General features: G+C 36.9%; 10 protein-coding genes and 1 other RNA gene. 7 read left to right on the top strand and 4 right to left on the bottom strand.

Features of this window, described 5'->3' with window-relative positions; translation table 11 throughout:
• Nucleotides 1-7 precede the first annotated feature (7 nt).
• On the top strand, nucleotides 8-2,128 hold the full coding sequence (locus IEX65_RS10525) for a Tex family protein (protein ID WP_188766022.1): 2,121 nt from the start codon (nucleotides 8-10) through the stop codon (nucleotides 2,126-2,128).
• Nucleotides 2,129-2,185: 57 nt separating this feature from the next.
• On the opposite strand, the gene IEX65_RS10530 is transcribed toward IEX65_RS10525, so the two are convergent.
• On the bottom strand, nucleotides 2,186-3,352 hold the full coding sequence (locus IEX65_RS10530; protein WP_188766023.1) for a cytochrome-c peroxidase: 1,167 nt from the start codon (nucleotides 3,350-3,352) through the stop codon (nucleotides 2,186-2,188).
• A gap of 250 nt (nucleotides 3,353-3,602) precedes the next feature.
• Between IEX65_RS10530 and ssrA the strand changes: the two genes are divergently transcribed.
• The 3 genes from ssrA (at nucleotide 3,603) to IEX65_RS10545 (ending at nucleotide 5,950) form a co-directional block, all read left to right on the top strand.
• Nucleotides 3,603-3,979: a transfer-messenger RNA gene (gene ssrA / locus IEX65_RS10535) on the top strand.
• Nucleotides 3,980-4,107: 128 nt separating this feature from the next.
• Complete coding sequence (locus IEX65_RS10540) at nucleotides 4,108-4,701, top strand: pyridoxamine 5'-phosphate oxidase family protein (protein WP_188766024.1); 594 nt, start codon at nucleotides 4,108-4,110, stop codon at nucleotides 4,699-4,701.
• An 88-nt stretch (nucleotides 4,702-4,789) separates the two neighbouring features.
• Nucleotides 4,790-5,950: an aldose epimerase family protein gene (locus tag IEX65_RS10545; protein WP_188766025.1), complete on the top strand. Its 1,161-nt coding sequence runs from the start codon at nucleotides 4,790-4,792 to the stop codon at nucleotides 5,948-5,950.
• A gap of 55 nt (nucleotides 5,951-6,005) precedes the next feature.
• On the opposite strand, the gene hisD is transcribed toward IEX65_RS10545, so the two are convergent.
• Genes hisD through hisG form a run of 3 tightly spaced genes read right to left on the bottom strand, consistent with a single transcriptional unit; the run spans nucleotide 6,006 to nucleotide 8,776 of the window.
• On the bottom strand, nucleotides 6,006-7,277 hold the full coding sequence (gene hisD / locus IEX65_RS10550) for a histidinol dehydrogenase (RefSeq protein WP_188766026.1): 1,272 nt from the start codon (nucleotides 7,275-7,277) through the stop codon (nucleotides 6,006-6,008).
• A 22-nt stretch (nucleotides 7,278-7,299) separates the two neighbouring features.
• Entirely contained in the window at nucleotides 7,300-7,878 is a 579-nt protein-coding gene (locus IEX65_RS10555; RefSeq protein WP_229250625.1) for a Uma2 family endonuclease, read from the bottom strand.
• 28 nt (nucleotides 7,879-7,906) lie between these two features.
• A complete protein-coding gene (gene hisG / locus IEX65_RS10560) occupies nucleotides 7,907-8,776 on the bottom strand; it encodes an ATP phosphoribosyltransferase (RefSeq protein WP_188766027.1) in 870 nt (289 codons plus the stop codon).
• Nucleotides 8,777-9,560: 784 nt separating this feature from the next.
• Between hisG and IEX65_RS10565 the strand changes: the two genes are divergently transcribed.
• From IEX65_RS10565 to IEX65_RS10575, 3 genes are all read left to right on the top strand, one after another.
• The gene (locus IEX65_RS10565) at nucleotides 9,561-11,417 is read left to right on the top strand and encodes an OmpA family protein (protein ID WP_188766028.1); all 1,857 of its coding nucleotides are present in this window, start codon (nucleotides 9,561-9,563) and stop codon (nucleotides 11,415-11,417) included.
• A 107-nt stretch (nucleotides 11,418-11,524) separates the two neighbouring features.
• Nucleotides 11,525-14,815, top strand: coding sequence for a hypothetical protein (locus tag IEX65_RS10570; protein ID WP_188766029.1), 3,291 nt, complete (start codon nucleotides 11,525-11,527; stop codon nucleotides 14,813-14,815).
• 96 nt (nucleotides 14,816-14,911) lie between these two features.
• A complete protein-coding gene (locus IEX65_RS10575; RefSeq protein WP_188766030.1) occupies nucleotides 14,912-17,023 on the top strand; it encodes an outer membrane protein assembly factor BamB family protein in 2,112 nt (703 codons plus the stop codon).
• Nucleotides 17,024-17,098: the final 75 nt, after the last annotated feature.

Here is a 17,098-nt window from a genome sequence, read left to right on the forward strand (position 1 = left end):
TGGAACGATGACCACAAAACAAATACAAATTATTGCCCAAACCGTGGGCGTACCCGAAAAGAGTATTCAAAACACCATTAGTTTATTAGATGAAGGTGCTACTGTTCCGTTTATTTCTCGATACAGAAAAGAAATGACAGGTAGCATGGACGAAGTGCAAGTGGCCGATACCAAGGAACTTTACAATAAGTTTTTGGAAGCCGATAAACGTCGTGAAGCAATTATCAAGTCGATTGAAGAGCAAGGCAAAATGACACCTGAGTTATTGACAAAACTCAATAATGCTCTTTATCTCAATGAGTTAGAAGATTTATATTTACCATATAAACAAAAACGTAAAACCCGAGCAACAGTTGCCATCGAGAAGGGGCTCGAACCTTTGGCTAAGATTATTTTCGCTCAAAAAGATAGAAATATCGAAGCCATTGCCGAAAAATATCTGAATGATAAGGTTGAAAGTGTGGAAGAGGCACTTCAAGGAGCAAGAGATATTATGGCTGAGTGGATTAACGAAGATATTCAGGCCCGAAATGCAGTTAGAAGATTATTTGAGCGTGAAGCAATTATCACTTCTAAAGTAAAAAAAGGCAAAAAAGAAGACGGTATCAAATACCAAGATTATTACGAATTTTCTGAGCCATTATCAAAAATCCCATCACATCGACTTTTGGCACTTCGTCGTGGCGAAGAAGAAGGATTTTTGTCGATTGATATTTCGATTGAAACTGAGCGTGGCGTTGATGCCCTCGACCGAATTTATTTGAAAGGTTTACCTGAAGCCAAAGAACAAGTTGAACAAGCAATCAGCGACTCTTACGACCGACTTTTGAAACCAAGTATCGAAACCGAGTTTAGTAATATATCCAAACAAAAAGCTGATAGTGAGGCCATTAAGATTTTCGTAACGAACCTCCGTCAACTATTATTGGCTTCGCCACTCGGACAAAAAAGAGTTTTAGGTATCGACCCAGGTTTCCGGACGGGTTGTAAAACTGTCTGCCTCAACGAACAGGGAGATTTGATTTATGATACAGTCATTTATCCGATGACCAAGCAAATGGAAGCCGAAGCCGTTATTAAAAAATTGGTTTTGGAATATAAAATTGATGCGATTGCCATCGGTAACGGCACCGCCAGCCGAGAAACAGAGTCATTAGTAAAATCAGTTGTGAAAAACGGTAATTTGAAAGCAGCCGTTCACATGGTTTCGGAGCAAGGAGCATCCATTTATTCAGCTTCGCCAATTGCTCGTGAAGAATTTCCTGACAAAGACGTAACCGTCAGAGGAGCGGTTTCGATTGGTAGAAGATTAATGGACCCTCTGGCTGAACTCGTAAAAATCGACCCAAAATCTATTGGAGTTGGGCAATATCAGCATGATGTTGAGCAGAAAATGCTCAAAGAAAGCCTCGATTCGGTAGTTGAAAGTTGCGTAAACTTAGTTGGTGTTGAGCTGAACACTGCCAGTAAACACCTTTTAAGTTATGTATCGGGCTTAGGGCCTGCTTTGGCACAAAATATCGTAGAATATCGAGCAAAAAACGGAGCATTCAGTTCGAGAGAAGAGTTAAAGAAAGTACCAAGATTGGGTGCAAAAGCATTTGAGCAAAGTGCGGGATTCTTGCGTATTCGTGGTGCTGAAAATCCACTCGATAATTCGGCGGTTCACCCAGAAACCTACCCTATTGTGCAAAAAATGGCAAAAGATTTAGGAGTAAAAGTAGCCGAACTCATTGGTAATGAACAACTTAAATCAAAAATTGTTCTTAAAAATTATGTGACAGATAAAGTTGGTTTACCAACACTAAACGATATTTTATCTGAACTTCAAAAACCAGGCCGTGACCCACGCGAGGCTCTCGAAGCATTTGAATTTGCTTCGGATGTGCATACCATCGAAGATTTGAAAGAAGGCATGATTCTTCCGGGAATCGTAACCAACATAACAGCATTTGGCTGTTTTGTTGATGTGGGCGTGCATCAAGATGGCTTGGTTCACGTTTCGCAAATGGCCAATCGTTTCATTAAAGACCCGAACGAAGTTGTGAAGGTGCATCAAAAAGTCCAAGTAAAAGTGATGGAAATTGATATTCCAAGAAAGCGTATTGGGCTTTCGATGAAGTTTTGATGTTTGAATAAACTAAACAAAAAAGGCTTTCGTGATTACACGAAAGCCTTTTTTGTTCTATCTGATATTACCTCCAACACTCAATCTACTCGGTACACTTGTTGGTACTGACTTATCAAAATTATCATCCGATAAAGCATTGATAAAAGCCACAATCGCTGCTTGGTTATTACCAATTCTTAAATTTCTGATTCGTGGGTCAATTTGTCGAACCGCAACATTTCTATTCTGCGAATTTCCTCCTGCAATTCTGCCATAAAATCTAACCACATCATCTAAAGTTTGAAAAACGCCACTGTGCATATAAGGTGCTGTCACCTTCAAATTTCGCAAACTCGGCGTACGAAACGCATAAGTATTATTTGCTCCTGCATCAGATTGGGCATTTTTTGTATTATCAGGTACCGAAAGCACATGGAGCTGATAATCAGAAAACATATTTCCTGAATGACAATTGGCACAACCAACAGTCTGAAAAGCATTCATTCCTCTTACTTCCAAAGCTGAAAGAGCAGATGTTTCGCCAGCCTTATAGCGGTCAACTCTCGAATTGTTCGCCACCAAAGTTCGTTCAAAGGCAGCTATCGCAATTCCCATATTGCTTGCCGTAATAGATTGGGCATTACCAAAAGCACTTTGAAATAATTGTTGATATTGCGGAATACGTTTTAAACGAGCCACAACGCTATCCAATGCCACGGCTTCTGAATAGGCATTTCCACGCATTTCTTCAAGAGCTTTGATGGGTTCGACTGACTGTGCCTCTAAACTCCGAACTCTCGAGTCCCAAAACATTGGGGCGGTTGCTGCATTTACATTTCCGTTGGCATCCATGCCATTGAAAGCAGTATTGAGAATAGTTTGAGCGTTGCGTTTAACAAAAGCAAAAGTATTTGGACTCAAAAAATGTCGGTTTGCACCTAAACCAACCGCATTTACGCCAATAGATAAATCAAGATTATCGGCATAGCCATTGGCAGGATGATGGCACGTAGCACAAGCGACATCTCGCTTACCCGATAAAATTGGGTCCCAAAATAAAGCTTTTCCAAGAGCGATGGTTTCGGTAGAAGCTGTGGCGTCTACTCGAAATGCGGCGGTTTCTGAATTGTTTTGATTAGCAGTACTGACAGTAGGAATTAATTCTTCGTTTTTCTGACAAGCGATAAAAACCGAAGCTAAAAAGCATAGTGAAGCCCATAAAATACTTGATTTTACATTCATATTTTGATTAGATTTAAGAGTGATTGGTAATAAATTTCAATTAAACGTAAACTTTTATCAAAATATAAATTCAGTTTTGGGGTGCTTAATTAAGTAAAAATAACGGTCAAAAAGTGCAGTTTTGTAGGCTTGCTTCTTATTAGACGAAATTAATTTGAAAAACTTGCGGCCTACGCCGTTTTTTTTCAAAAAAATTTTAGTTGGCAAAATTGAACTAAAAAGTGTACTTTTGCATTTGTAAATATGCAACGGGGACGACCGGTTTTGACGGCGTGAGTGGTTGCGAGTAAAAGCATGTCGGGAGTTGGTAGAATCTCCTGTTAAAAATTCTTCCAAACAATAACTGGCAATACTTCGTATGCCATGGCTGCTTAATTCCGGAGTGAATTAACCATTTAGCCACATCCCGCCTTGGCTAACCTCTGCCGCTGGGGAGTTCGGGGTGTCGACCTTGCAGAGGCGATTACTTGCGGGGAACTTGTTTGTAATTAGTATTTAGGTTTCTAAGGAATAGATTTGGTATGTCGGACACCGACCTGTTCTCGAATAAATAAGACCGAATAAACATGTAGAAGGCTCGTCGATTGCCATGTTCGGACCAGAGTTCGACTCTCTGCGTCTCCACAAAGGCTAAAAGTCTGATAATCATAAGGTTATCAGACTTTTTTTATTTTCAAAAACATTCTTTCTCAACAGTCAGTTTCAATTCTAAATCATTTACAACTATCAAAAATTACATACCAGTCCATCTTTTCATGAGAGAAACACTTTTAGGAAACGATTTAATTGAAATTGAAAAACAAATTTGGCTTTTACTCCAACAATCCGTCAAAACTGCAAAATCGCCATTTCATCAAGCTTATGTCGCTACAATTAGTAATAACTTTCCCGAACAACGAACAGTAGTTTTAAGAAATATCAATATTGAAGAAAAAAAACTCCGTTTCCATACCGATATTCGTTCCGAAAAAATTGAGCATCTCAATCATAATAGTTCCCTAAGTTGGTTGTTTTATGATGCCGAACTCAAACTTCAACTCAGAATATATACCAAAGCAGAAATACATTATAATGATGAAATAGCCGATATGGCTTGGAACAACTCAAGATTAGCCAGTAGAATGTGCTATACCACAAAAGCTAAGTCAGGCAGTATTATAGCTGAGCCCGAAGTTATTGACGTAAATCAGAAAGATGTTGAGTCAGAGTTGCTCGATTTCGCACGAAAGAATTTTTGTGTAGTTGAGTCTAAAGCCTTTGCGATGGATTTTGTTTTTCTAAATGCAAAAGGAAATAAAAGAGGTTATTTTGATTATTCGACGGAGGACTTTCATTGGCGGCAGATTTAAAAACAATATTTTTTTGATTGAATAGCCATTATGTGCTAACTTACACCGTATTTTTTTATCAATCCAATCTTAAACTCTTCCTTAAATTATGAAACTAAAAGTTCTTGGTATTTTGCTGTGTAGTGCCTTGTTATTCCAAAACTGCACTTCAAAAAAAGCAGAAAGTACCACAAGTGATTCGACTACCACAATTAACAAAATTGAAAAAACAAGCTACGGCAAACTACCAACTGGCGAAGCGGCTGACCTTTACACACTAAAAAATAGTAGTGGGATGGTAGTTAAGATTACTAATTACGGTGGAATTATCACTTATTGGTCAACACCAGATAAAAACGGCAAATACACAGATGTAGCACTCGGCTGCGATTCTTTAGGTGGTTATCTAAAAGGCTCACCATATTTCGGAGCATTGATTGGCCGTTATGGAAATAGAATTGCTAAAGGTAAGTTTACACTCGACGGCAAACAATATACTTTGGCACAAAACAATGGTGTAAATGCTCTACACGGTGGAAAAAAAGGCTTTGATAAAGTAATCTGGACAGCGACTCCAATTGATGGCGAAGAACCTCAACTAAAACTCACTTACACGTCAGCGGATGGCGAAGAAGGGTATCCTGGGAAATTGGATGTAGAGGTAATCTATACTTTGCAGAAGGATAATTTATTAAAAATTGCCTACAAAGCAACTACCGATAAACCAACAGTTGTAAATTTAACCAACCATGCTTACTTCAATCTCACTGGCGATTTTAGCAAAGAAATCCTTGACCATGAAGTGATGCTTAATGCTGATAAGTTTTTGCCAGTTGATGAGACGCTAATCCCAACAGGCGAATTGAAAGCAGTAGCAGGAACCCCTTTCGATTTTACGAAATCATTCAAAATTGGTGCAAGAATCAATGATGCAAAAGATATGCAAATCAAATATGGGAAAGGTTATGACCACTGTTGGGTTGCAACTGATTCGAGCAAAACTTTGAAAAGCATAGCAACAGTCTATGAGCCAACTTCTGGCCGAGTAATGGAAGTTTTAACGACCGAACCAGCTGTGCAGTTTTACACAGGAAATTTCTTAGATGGTGTTCCGGCTGGCAAAGGAGTAAACTATAAATTCCGAACAGGATTTTGTTTAGAAACACAACACTACCCTGATTCACCCAATCAGCCAAAATTTCCGAGTACAGTTTTAAAACCTAATGAAACTTACCAAACAACAACAGTTTATAAGTTTTCTGCCAAATAAATCTACGATGGTTCTACGGAAGACTTCCCTTTGAGGGAAGTCTTCCGTGATTAACTTAACTCAACAAACTCTCCATCCTCAATGTCACTGCACGTTTGTGAGCTTCTAATGATTCAGCTTCGGCCATCAGTTCAACCGTTCTACCGATATTCAAAATCCCTTGTTTAGTAATTTCTTGAAAAGTAATTTTCTTCACAAAACTATCTACCGAAACACCACTGTACGCCCTTGCATAACCATTGGTTGGTAATGTATGATTTGTTCCCGAAGCATAATCACCGCAAGATTCTGGGGTATAATTTCCTAAAAATATCGAACCTGCATTGATGATTTGCTCACCAATTTCATTAAAATTTTCAACCGCTAAAATCAAATGCTCAGGAGCATATTCGTTGAGCATATCGACACAATCTTGTTGATTTTCGAGCAGAATTATTTTTGAGTTTTCTATTGCTTTTGCCGCTAAGTCTTTCCGTGGCAAACGATTTAACTGCCCAGAAACAGCCAAGTTTACTGCCGAAACAAACTTTTTGCTTGTAGAAACTAACAAAACTTGGCTATCGGCACCATGTTCGGCTTGAGAAAGTAAATCAGAAGCCACAAACGATGGAACTGCCGAATCGTCTGCCATAACAGCAACTTCCGATGGGCCAGCCGGCATGTCAATCGCTACCCCTTCTTTGCTCAATAATTGTTTGGCGGCTGTTACGTATTGGTTTCCTGGTCCGAAAATTTTATAAACTTGCGGAATTGTTTCGGTTCCGTAAGCCATGGCGGCAATTGCTTGAGCCCCTCCTATTCTGAATACTTTAGTTATACCAACCAATTTTGCAGCATAGTAAATAGCGGGATGATTGCTCGGAGAACATAAAATTCGTTCTTGACACTCAGCAATTTGTGCGGGAATACCTAACATCAAAACCGTTGAGAAAAGTGGAGCTGTTCCGCCTGGGATATAAAATCCGACTTTCTGAATTCCAACGCTTTTCCTCCAGCATCTTACGCCCTCCATCGTTTCAATAACTTCGGGCGTTTGTTTTTGAGCTTTATGAAAAGTATGAATGTTATTGTATGCTTGCTGAATCGCTTCTTTCAGTTCATCGGATAATTGACTTTCTGCTGCATCAATCTCTTCTTGCGAAACTTGAAAATCGGTGATTTCAATTTTATCGAACTTGAGTGCAAATTCTTTAAGTGCAGTATCGCCTTCGAGTTTTACTTTTTGAAGAATTGGTAATACTTTTTGCTCAATTTCAGCCATTTCTTGCACAGGACGAGCAAGAAGTTGCTTCCATTCGGAGCGTTGTGGAAATGATATGATATTCATTTAATTTATTCTATATGATTCTTTATTCAACGATTGTGTCAAAAATCGTATCCATATCTACTTCAAAGCCTTGTAATAGTTGACTTTTTATCGTTTTTTCAGCAATAGGTAATGCCTGAAAAGTATCACCTTCTAATTTATATTGATGAATTACTTGTTCGTAAGGATAAACAACCCAATATTCTTTAACTCCAGCTTGTTCATAAATCTGAAATTTTTGAGTCATTTCTTTACGGGAATTGCCAAGCGATAATATCTCAATAACTAAGTCAGGAGCTCCAACACAACCTTGCTTTTTTATTTTTGTGGTATCACATATTACACACAAATCTGGTTGAACAACAGTTTCTCCTTCTCCTTTGATTGATGGTAAATAGACATCAAAAGGAGCTGCTATAACTTTACAAGGCTTCTTTTGCAAAAAGTACCCTAAGTTATAATGTAAATTACTGCTTATTATTTGATGTGTACTCGTTGGGGCAGGCGACATTTTAGCAACATAACCACGCAATAACTCAACCCTCTCCTGAAACTTCCACGAAAGATAATCTTTAAAGGTATAAGCCTTTGTGAGGTCTAATTGTTCGAGACTAGTTATCATGTTGATTAAGTTTTATTCAACAATCCGCTCAGTAAATCATTTTTTCGATTGGAATTACCAAAATCCCCTCTGCTCCAGCCGAACGAATGGCTTCGATATTTTCCCAAAACTGATTTTCTTCCAAAACCGAATGAATCGAACTCCAACCTTCCATTGCCAATGGCACTATGGTCGGACTTTTCATTCCTGGTATCATATTGATAATATCTTGGAGTTTATCGTTCGGTGCATTCAATAAAATGTATTTATAATTTTGAGCTGTTTGTACAGCTTTGATTCTAAATAACAATTTGTTGAGCGTATCGTGTTTTGATTTTGCTAATTTTTTATTTGAAATCAATATCGCTTCCGAGCGGAAAATAGTTTCGACCTCTTTTAATCCATTGCTCAAAAGTGTACTTCCCGAACTTACGATGTCACAAACACCTTCGGCTAAGCCAATGCTTGGAGCAATTTCAACCGAACCACTAATTTCGTGAATTTCGGCTTTTACCCCTTGTTCCTTCAAATAATTGGCAAGAATGCGTGGATATGATGTTGCAATACTCTTACCTTGAAAATCATCAACACCTTTATAATCTACTCCACGAGGAACGGCTATTGACAAACGGCATTTTGAAAAACCTAATCGGTAGGTTACTTCTGCCTTACGATTTGTTTCCACAAATACATTTTCTCCTACAATACCAATATCGGCCACACCATCTTCAACGTAGCCCGGAATATCGTCATCTCTCAAAAACAAAAACTCCGCAGGGAAATTTGATGAGGAAGTCTTGAGTTTTCCTGTACCACTTTCAAACTTTATTCCACACTCTTTAAATAATCTAAACGAATCCTCGCTCAATCTACCCGATTTTTGGAGGGCAATTCTCAATATTGAATCTGTATTTGGCATTTGAATTGAAAAATTTCTTTGGTCAAAGCACAAAATTAACTTAATCGCTTGTCAATGACAAAATAATATTCGGTTATCAGCAAAACATTTAATGTTATTGTAAAAAAAAAACTTTCAAAAAATTTTGAAAGTTAAATTTAAAACTTATAAATTTACAATAGTAAATAATAATGCTTTCCTTATAATCTATTAAGTAACCTAAAATGAAAAATTATATCTCGCTCAGTACAGCAAAAACACGTGGTGTTTTCTCGGTAAAAACTAAAAAAATCATTTCATTTCTTATCTTAGTTTGCATTTGTCTGATGGCAATTTTTAACTAATTTGTTTCGATACATTTTAGGCACTAAGCTCACTATTATCTTATCAAATAAATCTGTTTCTTGATTTATCTTTGATATATCTCATTACAAACTTATTTGGTCTAAGCGTCAGTATATGATTTTATATTGACACTTAGACCCTACCCTATTATTACTTTAAGTATATGTCTCAAAAAAATAGAGACTACAAAAAAGCACTCAAAACTAAGTAAGTACTTGTTATTTAGTGTTCAGGAAAAGTCATTACAAGAAAATCAAAACACATCACCTAAAATTTGGATGTAAAAAATGACGATTTTTATTCATTTTTTACATAGAATAACCACTAAAAACGCAAAACAGAAAATTTTAATTAATTTTTGCTACCGTTTGATAAGATTTTGGCACAGAATTTGGAAACCAATAATCAATATCAAACACATGGTTAATCTTACACAGTGAACCCAAAAATGACTAAAAAAATGAAAAAGGTTGTGCTTTTAGCGGCTGCAATCGCTTACTTAGGTAGCAATGAAGCCATCGCCCAGAGTAACTTAAAATCTATTGGTGCTCCAATCAACACAAGAGAGTATCGTGAACACGCATTTTCGATTAGTGGAGACGGAAAAACATTCGTATTTGTACAAGACCGTCCGGATGGTACAAAAGTATTTATGAGCTCCCGTGCTGACAAATCAGCCGCTTGGGAAACTCCTCAGCTCATTAAAACAATCACAGACAAAGTTCAGAAAGGTAAAATAATGGGTACAAGCCTTACCTATGATGGTAGAGAATTGTACTTCGATGCTATTTTCCCAAGTGGATTTGGCGACAGAGATATTTTTTACGCAAAACGTATTGGTAATGAATGGAACGAACCTGCCAATGTAGGCGAGCCACTCAATACTGCTATGTATGAAGGAAGCCCGAGTGTTTCGCAAGATGGTAAAATGTTATTTTTTGTACGTGAAAAATTTGAGAAATATCGTAATACAGAATCTTGTTATACAATTTGGGTAGCAAACAAAACTGATGATGGCAGTTGGACAAATTTTGAGAAGATGGGAGAACCTATCAACTCAGAGTGCGAACGAACTGTAACGCTAATGCCCGATAGCAGAACACTCATTTTTAGTTCAATTAGAGGTGGTGGTGCTGGTGGATTCGACCTTTATCAAACCGAATTACAAGAAGACGGCACTTGGACATTCCCTAAAGATGTTGATTTCTTGAACACCCCGAATAACGAAGAATATACTGCAATATCTGGCAATACAGAAGAGGTTTATATCGAAATCAAAGGTGACATTTATGTTTCTCCACTACCAAATAAATTTAGAGGAGCAAGACAAGTGCCTGTGAATGTAATGGTTGTAGATGCCATGACAAAAAAACCAATTGATGCTTCTGTTTTTGTAGCGATGAATAGCCGAAATTCGGCATCTTTCTCAGCAAAAAATGGTGTATCATTAATGCAATTGAAAGCAGGAAATAATTATACATTGGCTTGCGAAGCTCCAGGTTATTTACCAGCGAATCAAATAAAAGTTAGCCTTGAAAATGTAAACGGCACTGAAACAATCAATAACACGATTGAAATGATGCCTAAAAACATTGCCTACACAATTAGAGTGTTAGGACCTGATAATAACGTTATCAGCAATGCAAAAATCAGAGTTTTTGATTTGAGTAATAATCAGATTGTTCCGCTTGACATCAATAATAATACAAGAGTTGTTTTCGGAAATCTATATGGTTTAACTGTATCGGGTGGTGGAAACGCTGACTACACAGGCAACTGGATTCCAGAAACAAATGATGCAGACGAAAAATTTGTAAAAACAATTAAACTCGAAGCTAAAACTACTAGCACGCCAGTTGTAGCTGCTGCGAAAGTTGATAAAAGAGAAAATCCTTATGTAAATGCTCCAGAGGTTGATATGAGCAAACCTACTGAAACATTTAAGTTGAAAAGTGACCCAAATATTTCGTTTGAAACGAAGAAGATTTACACCCTCAATGATGTGTATTTCGACCGCAACTCAATCATAGTAAAATCGGAATATTATATTGACATCAATCGTTTAATCGAGTTGATGACTTTAAATCCAAAATTGAATGTACAACTGTCGGGGTATTCGGATAGTGTTGGTGATGCAGTTATCAATCAAAAAATCTCGTTACGTCGTGCAAAATCCTGTGCAGATTATCTGAAAAGAGCAGGAATTGACCCTAACCGTATGCTGGTTAAAGGTCTTGGCGAACAAGAAATTATTAAAGACTCTAAAGGCAAAGAAGATACTTCAAAAAGTCGAAGGGTAAGATTCATCGTGTATTAAGACCTTAAAAAATCGCTGCAAATTGTGGCGATTTTTTTTTGTATTTTCAAAATGTAGGTTATTTCTGTAATCTAATCTATTTTTGAAGAAAAAAGATTTATCGACCAATGAAAAAAATATTCTCACTACTTTTATTTTTAATCGCTTTTGCTCCTACGTTTGCCCAAAAACTTACTGATAAACAAATTGAGGGCTACCTCGACGCACTCCAAAAAGAAGAAATCATCACTGAATTTGGTAAAGATGCTTTTTTGAAAATAGTTAATAAAGAAGATAAAGTTTTTAATCAACGTTTAGGTGCAAATTCGTTTGGCCAATTTGGAAAAAATCAAGTACCTGATTCGCTTATCAAATCTCGAACTGCCATCTTAGGCTTTCTGGGAGTCTTTGAATTAATGCGAAACGTGGGTTCGGCAGCCGATGAGCTTGTTCGTCTCAGAGAATTGTCTGAAAAAATGTTGGGCGATAAAATGCTCTTTAAAACCGAAATCGAAGGTGATATTAAACTCAATAACCCGCTGACATTTTTGGTAATTGAACAAAACCTCCGACCCTCTAAAGCTAACTACACAGAATTAGCTGCCAAACTGAAAGCAATAAACTTAATCGACGAAAAAGTTTATAACGAACTACTCGTTTGGCTAAAAAAAGACCAAATCAAACTCATCAAAGATTTTGGTTTCTTTGTTTATGCTGCCCGACAAACTTACTTCTACGATAATTATGTTTCATTGAAAGCAACCCAATTTTCGTTAATTGATAGCTTGCAGCACAAAAAGATGCTATCAATCAATGACGCCAATTCTATCAAGAATTCATATAAAGAATACGAACTAAAAAGCAAAGTCGAGATTTTATCCTATTGCAAAAATGTTATTCTGATTCCTGCCGAACAGAAGAATTTGACTCGAAGCGAAATCTATGAATCTTATTGGAAAGAAATCAAACAAAAACTTATTCCCAACTTTGATTTTAAAGACATTCAATTAATAGAAATTAGCAAAACCGAAGAAAGTAAGTCACAAAGTGAATCAAACATTCCAATCAAAAATCCCTTTGCGGGTAGCCAAAATAAGTTTAAAATGACTTATCAAGCAAATGGCAAAACCTATACCCAAAAAGCAGATACTGATTTTTCGTTAGTAAAAACAATCAAGAAGAACTTACCACCTGATATTGATATTGACTCAACAATCATTCAATCTTATGCAACGGCTTTTTCGTTTTTGGCAGGTTTTACGAGTAAAGATTTTCAATCAATCAATGATTTTCTGACCGACCAGCATTCTTCCAAAAGAATAATTATTGTCGGCAACGATTATAACCCATTTCTATCAGTTAGAGATGGCCGAAAAGCTGTGCTATTGGTCGATAGCACTCAGAATGTTTTGTTTGAAGATAAAAATAAAACAAACCCAATATTTGAAGGACTTTTTGGAACAAAAGCAGATTTTTCGAGCAAAAAAAGCCGAGATAGTCTCAATTCTCTCATTAAGGAGTTTCAAACGATTGGCCTTATCCCTACCACAGATGCATTAAGTATTGATAATGCCATTGTTGAATTACGTTTTGAGCCGAAAAATGCTACTAATATTAAACGAAACTTATTAAGTCAGTTTCCAGAAGTTATTGCCGAAGTAAATCCGCTTCCGACTAAAGAAAATGAACAAATAATGATGTTTAAAAACTTCGTTGGCGGCTTGGAAAAAATTTCAAGAGGTGCATTTAAAGCCGACAAAGTAAGCGATAACTTTGAAACTGAAATTAAAAAAAGTCCTAAAAAAGAGCGAGAATTGGTAGTTAGCTTCAAAGTAAATGGCAAAAAATATGAGTCAAAAAATAGAATTGCCAAAGCAGATGATGCTGACGAAACTGGTAATGATAAGTTTTCGCTTAATTTTAGTACGCTTTTCTTTAATACCCAAGATTGGCTCGAAGAAATAAATCGAGCATTGGAAGAAAACCAAATTGATGGCAAATTTTATAAAATCAATATCCGCAAAGCTTTTACTTACGGAGGAACCGAGAATTATATTTTCCTTACTAAAAAACAGTCTGAGTATATTGAGAAAAAACACAGTGAAATATTGAATGACCCCGAAAAACCAATCGTTTATGGCGATTACAAACAACAAGTGGCTGCATTCAATGTCGAAAATTTTACTAAGGCACTCAAAAGAGAAAAAATGTTGGCCGAAGATACTGCAAAAGACTTAAAAGCAGCCAAAGAACCATCGGATATTCTAAAAGAAAGCAAGCAAGTTGTAGTGATTGATATGAATGAACTTGCTGAAAAATCTAATACCGAACTCTACACTTATATTTTGCAGAAACTCAACGAAAAATTATTACCTAAAGCCAAATTTAGCGAAATCAAGTATCTCCGTGACAACACAGATAGTAGTGAAACTGACTTTGAAAAACAAAACATTTCGGCTCTCATAGATGGAAAAAGCTACAAACAAACTTTGTATGTTTCTTTAAAACACACGATTAAAAGTAATTTGGATTCACTAAAAAAAGAGAACTCTAATTATTTCCCATCAATTGGAGAAAATCAGTTTAAGATTGTAAACGATTATCTGACTGACATTGCATCACCTTATCGCTTAGTCATTGTCTGTGATTATCGTAGTCCGAAACTTTCTTATGTGTTATTTGATAGTACCCAAGCAAATATTGTAGAAGAAACTTTACCCAATAACTATGTAGATTTTACGATGTATGGTACCAAATACAGTCGAGATAGTTTAAGTGTATTACTTGATGAGCTAACACAAATTGAGTTGATTGGAAAAATGTCGAACCAAGAGAAAGATGATTTTATTGTAAACCTGCGTAAATTTCAAATCAATGGCCTTTCTGTTCTCGAAAACCTCAAAAATATAACTATTCAATGCAATATCTGGGATGTTGAATCTTACAAAGATGTTTATAAATCGGTCATTGATTCTTTGAGTAAGATTTCTCGAAATCAGTTCAAACCTACCCTTTTGACTGATAATTTCGCAAAAACTTTAAAGAAAAGTAATTATTCTGACCGCACGTTTACTTATGGTTTTACGATGCCAAACGGAAAAAAATATGAAGAAAAACAATTCGTAAAAGCCTTACCAAAACCTAAAAACAAACAAGAAAAGCTTACTTACGAACTTTTCGATTTTGATACTGCCAAGCTCATTGACTTAGTTAATCGTGCGGTAGGTGAAAATAATACTGCCGATGGAATGTTCTATCCAATCTATTCCGAAGAAGATGTTGAAGAATCCATCGGGCCAAGATTTATTTTCCTTAATTCTAAGCAGTATCGTTGGTTGAAGATAAAATTCCCAGAAATTTTTGAAACTTACGATAACGAACCCGAAAATGATATTGATGAACGTAAAGAAGAAAAATGATAGTTTAATTGATAATTAAAAATGGAGAATTGGAAATACTTTCAAATTTTCAAACATCTTTTATCTTTCGAAAATTTCTATTCAAAACCTTAAATTATGAAACTAAAATTAGTTATTGGCTCATTGGCATTGTTTTTTTTTATCATTGCCTCAGCACTCCAAATTAAATCTTTGCCAGATGATGTAGATTGGGCTGAGTATTTAGGTGGTGCCGACCGAAATCATTACTCGACTCTAACCCAAATTAATCCCGAAAACGTAGATAAACTGCAAGTAGCATGGACTTATTCTACACCTGATTCGGGACAAATGCAAGTAAATCCGATTATTGTTGGTGGAGTTTTGTATGGCGTAACTTCTGCTGTTCAGGCATTTGCACTCGATGCAGCAACTGGTAAAGAAATTTGGCGTTTTGGCGACCCGCTCAAAAACTGGGCGAGTACAAGTCGTGGAGTAGCTTATTGGAAAGAAGGGAACGATAGTCGAATTCTATATACTGTTGGTCCGAACCTTTGGGCTTTAGATGCAAAAACTGGAAAACCAATCGAATCTTTTGGAGATAAAGGCAAAACCGATTTGCACACAGGTTTGCCCGAAGTTGCACAAAACAAGTTCGTTATTTCTAATACCCCAGGAACAATTTTTGAAGATTTAATCGTGATGCCTCTTCGGCTCTCTGAAGGTGCTGATGCAGCCCCTGGCGATATTCGAGCATTTAATGTTAAAACTGGAAAATTGGCTTGGACTTTCCATACGATACCCTACCCTGGTGAGTTTGGTTACGAAACTTTCCCGAAAGATGCCTATAAAAATACCTATACAGGGGCAGCAAATAACTGGGCAGGGATGTCTGTTGACCGAAAAAGAGGAATAATCTACGTACCAACTGGATCGGCTGGCTACGATTTTTATGGTGGAAATCGTAAGGGACAAAATCTTTTTGCCAATTGTCTTTTAGCTCTTGATGCTCGTACTGGCAAGCGTATTTGGCATTTCCAAACTACACACCACGATATTTGGGACAGAGATATGCCAGCTCCGCCAAACTTAATGACAATTACTCGAAACGGAAAGAAAATAGATGTCGTGGCTCAAGTTACCAAACAAGGTTTTGTTTTTGTATTTGACCGAGTAACTGGTAAACCGATTTTTCCAATAAAAGAAATGCCAGTACCGAAATCTACTTTGGCTGGAGAAATTGCTTGGCCGACTCAGCCGATTCCAACTAAGCCAGCTCCATTTGCACGCCAGTCAAATAGTTTAGACGAAACACAGATTAGTCCGTATGCCGAAAATCGAGCAGAGTTAGTACAAAATTTCAAAAAATATAAAACTTCTTTGTATCATCCAGGCACAAAAGAAGGCACCGTTATTTTACCTGGCTATGATGGTGGTGCCGAATGGGGCGGGGCAGCCGCTGACCCCGAAGGGATTCTTTATGTAAATTCTAACGAAATGGCGTGGATACAGACAATGGTAGAAACACCTAAAGAAGATAAATCGGCCAACCTGAGTGCAGGCGAAAAACTGTATGTTTCTTATTGCAATACTTGTCATGGAAACGACCGCAAAGGAAATCCGAAATCAAATTACCCTTCGTTGATTGATATTTCTAAAAAACGAGATAAAGCTTATGTTAATAATATTATTGCCAACGGAAAAGGAATGATGCCAGGTTTCACGGCTCTTTCGGCTATTGAAAAGCAAGCAATTGTTTCTTTTTTGTTCGGAGACGAGAAAAAAGAAGCAGGAACAACAACAACCATTTCAAAACCTGTATATTTACCTTTCAAAAGCACTGGTTATAATAAATTTTTAGATAATAAAGGCTTGCCAGCTATCTCGCCACCGTGGGGAACAATGAGTGCAATTGATTTGAATACAGGAGAATTTTTGTGGAAAATACCTTTTGGTTATGAAGAAAGCCTTAAAGAAAAAGGCATCACCAATACAGGAACAGAGAATTACGGCGGGCCAGTTATAACGGCAAGTGGACTATTATTTATTGCCGCAACCAAAGACGGAATGTTTAGGGCATTCGAGAAAAAAACGGGCAAATTACTTTGGGAAACCAAATTACCAGCAGCAGGATTTGCCACGCCATCGACTTATCAAGTAAATGGCAAACAATATATAGTTATTGCCTGTGGAGGCACAAAACTTGGTACTAAAAAAGGAAATCAATATGTAGCATTTGCTCTTCCATAAAACAATCTTTTTTTTCATCATAGGTTAACTACTAACCCTTCATGTGATTACGTGAGGGGTTTTTCATTGGATTTG

This window comes from Emticicia aquatilis (assembly GCF_014644295.1).
In the GTDB taxonomy this organism is placed as follows: Bacteria; Bacteroidota; Bacteroidia; order Cytophagales; family Spirosomataceae; genus Emticicia; species Emticicia aquatilis.

Coding starts and splice junctions, on each gene's coding strand:
- IEX65_RS10525 (WP_188766022.1), top strand. CDS start 8: ATGACCACAAAACAAATACAAATTATTGCCCAAACCGTGGGCGTACCC.
- IEX65_RS10530 (WP_188766023.1), bottom strand. CDS start 3,352: ATGAATGTAAAATCAAGTATTTTATGGGCTTCACTATGCTTTTTAGCT.
- IEX65_RS10540 (WP_188766024.1), top strand. CDS start 4,108: ATGAGAGAAACACTTTTAGGAAACGATTTAATTGAAATTGAAAAACAA.
- IEX65_RS10545 (WP_188766025.1), top strand. CDS start 4,790: ATGAAACTAAAAGTTCTTGGTATTTTGCTGTGTAGTGCCTTGTTATTC.
- hisD (WP_188766026.1), bottom strand. CDS start 7,277: ATGAATATCATATCATTTCCACAACGCTCCGAATGGAAGCAACTTCTT.
- IEX65_RS10555 (WP_229250625.1), bottom strand. CDS start 7,878: ATGATAACTAGTCTCGAACAATTAGACCTCACAAAGGCTTATACCTTT.
- hisG (WP_188766027.1), bottom strand. CDS start 8,776: ATGCCAAATACAGATTCAATATTGAGAATTGCCCTCCAAAAATCGGGT.
- IEX65_RS10565 (WP_188766028.1), top strand. CDS start 9,561: ATGAAAAAGGTTGTGCTTTTAGCGGCTGCAATCGCTTACTTAGGTAGC.
- IEX65_RS10570 (WP_188766029.1), top strand. CDS start 11,525: ATGAAAAAAATATTCTCACTACTTTTATTTTTAATCGCTTTTGCTCCT.
- IEX65_RS10575 (WP_188766030.1), top strand. CDS start 14,912: ATGAAACTAAAATTAGTTATTGGCTCATTGGCATTGTTTTTTTTTATC.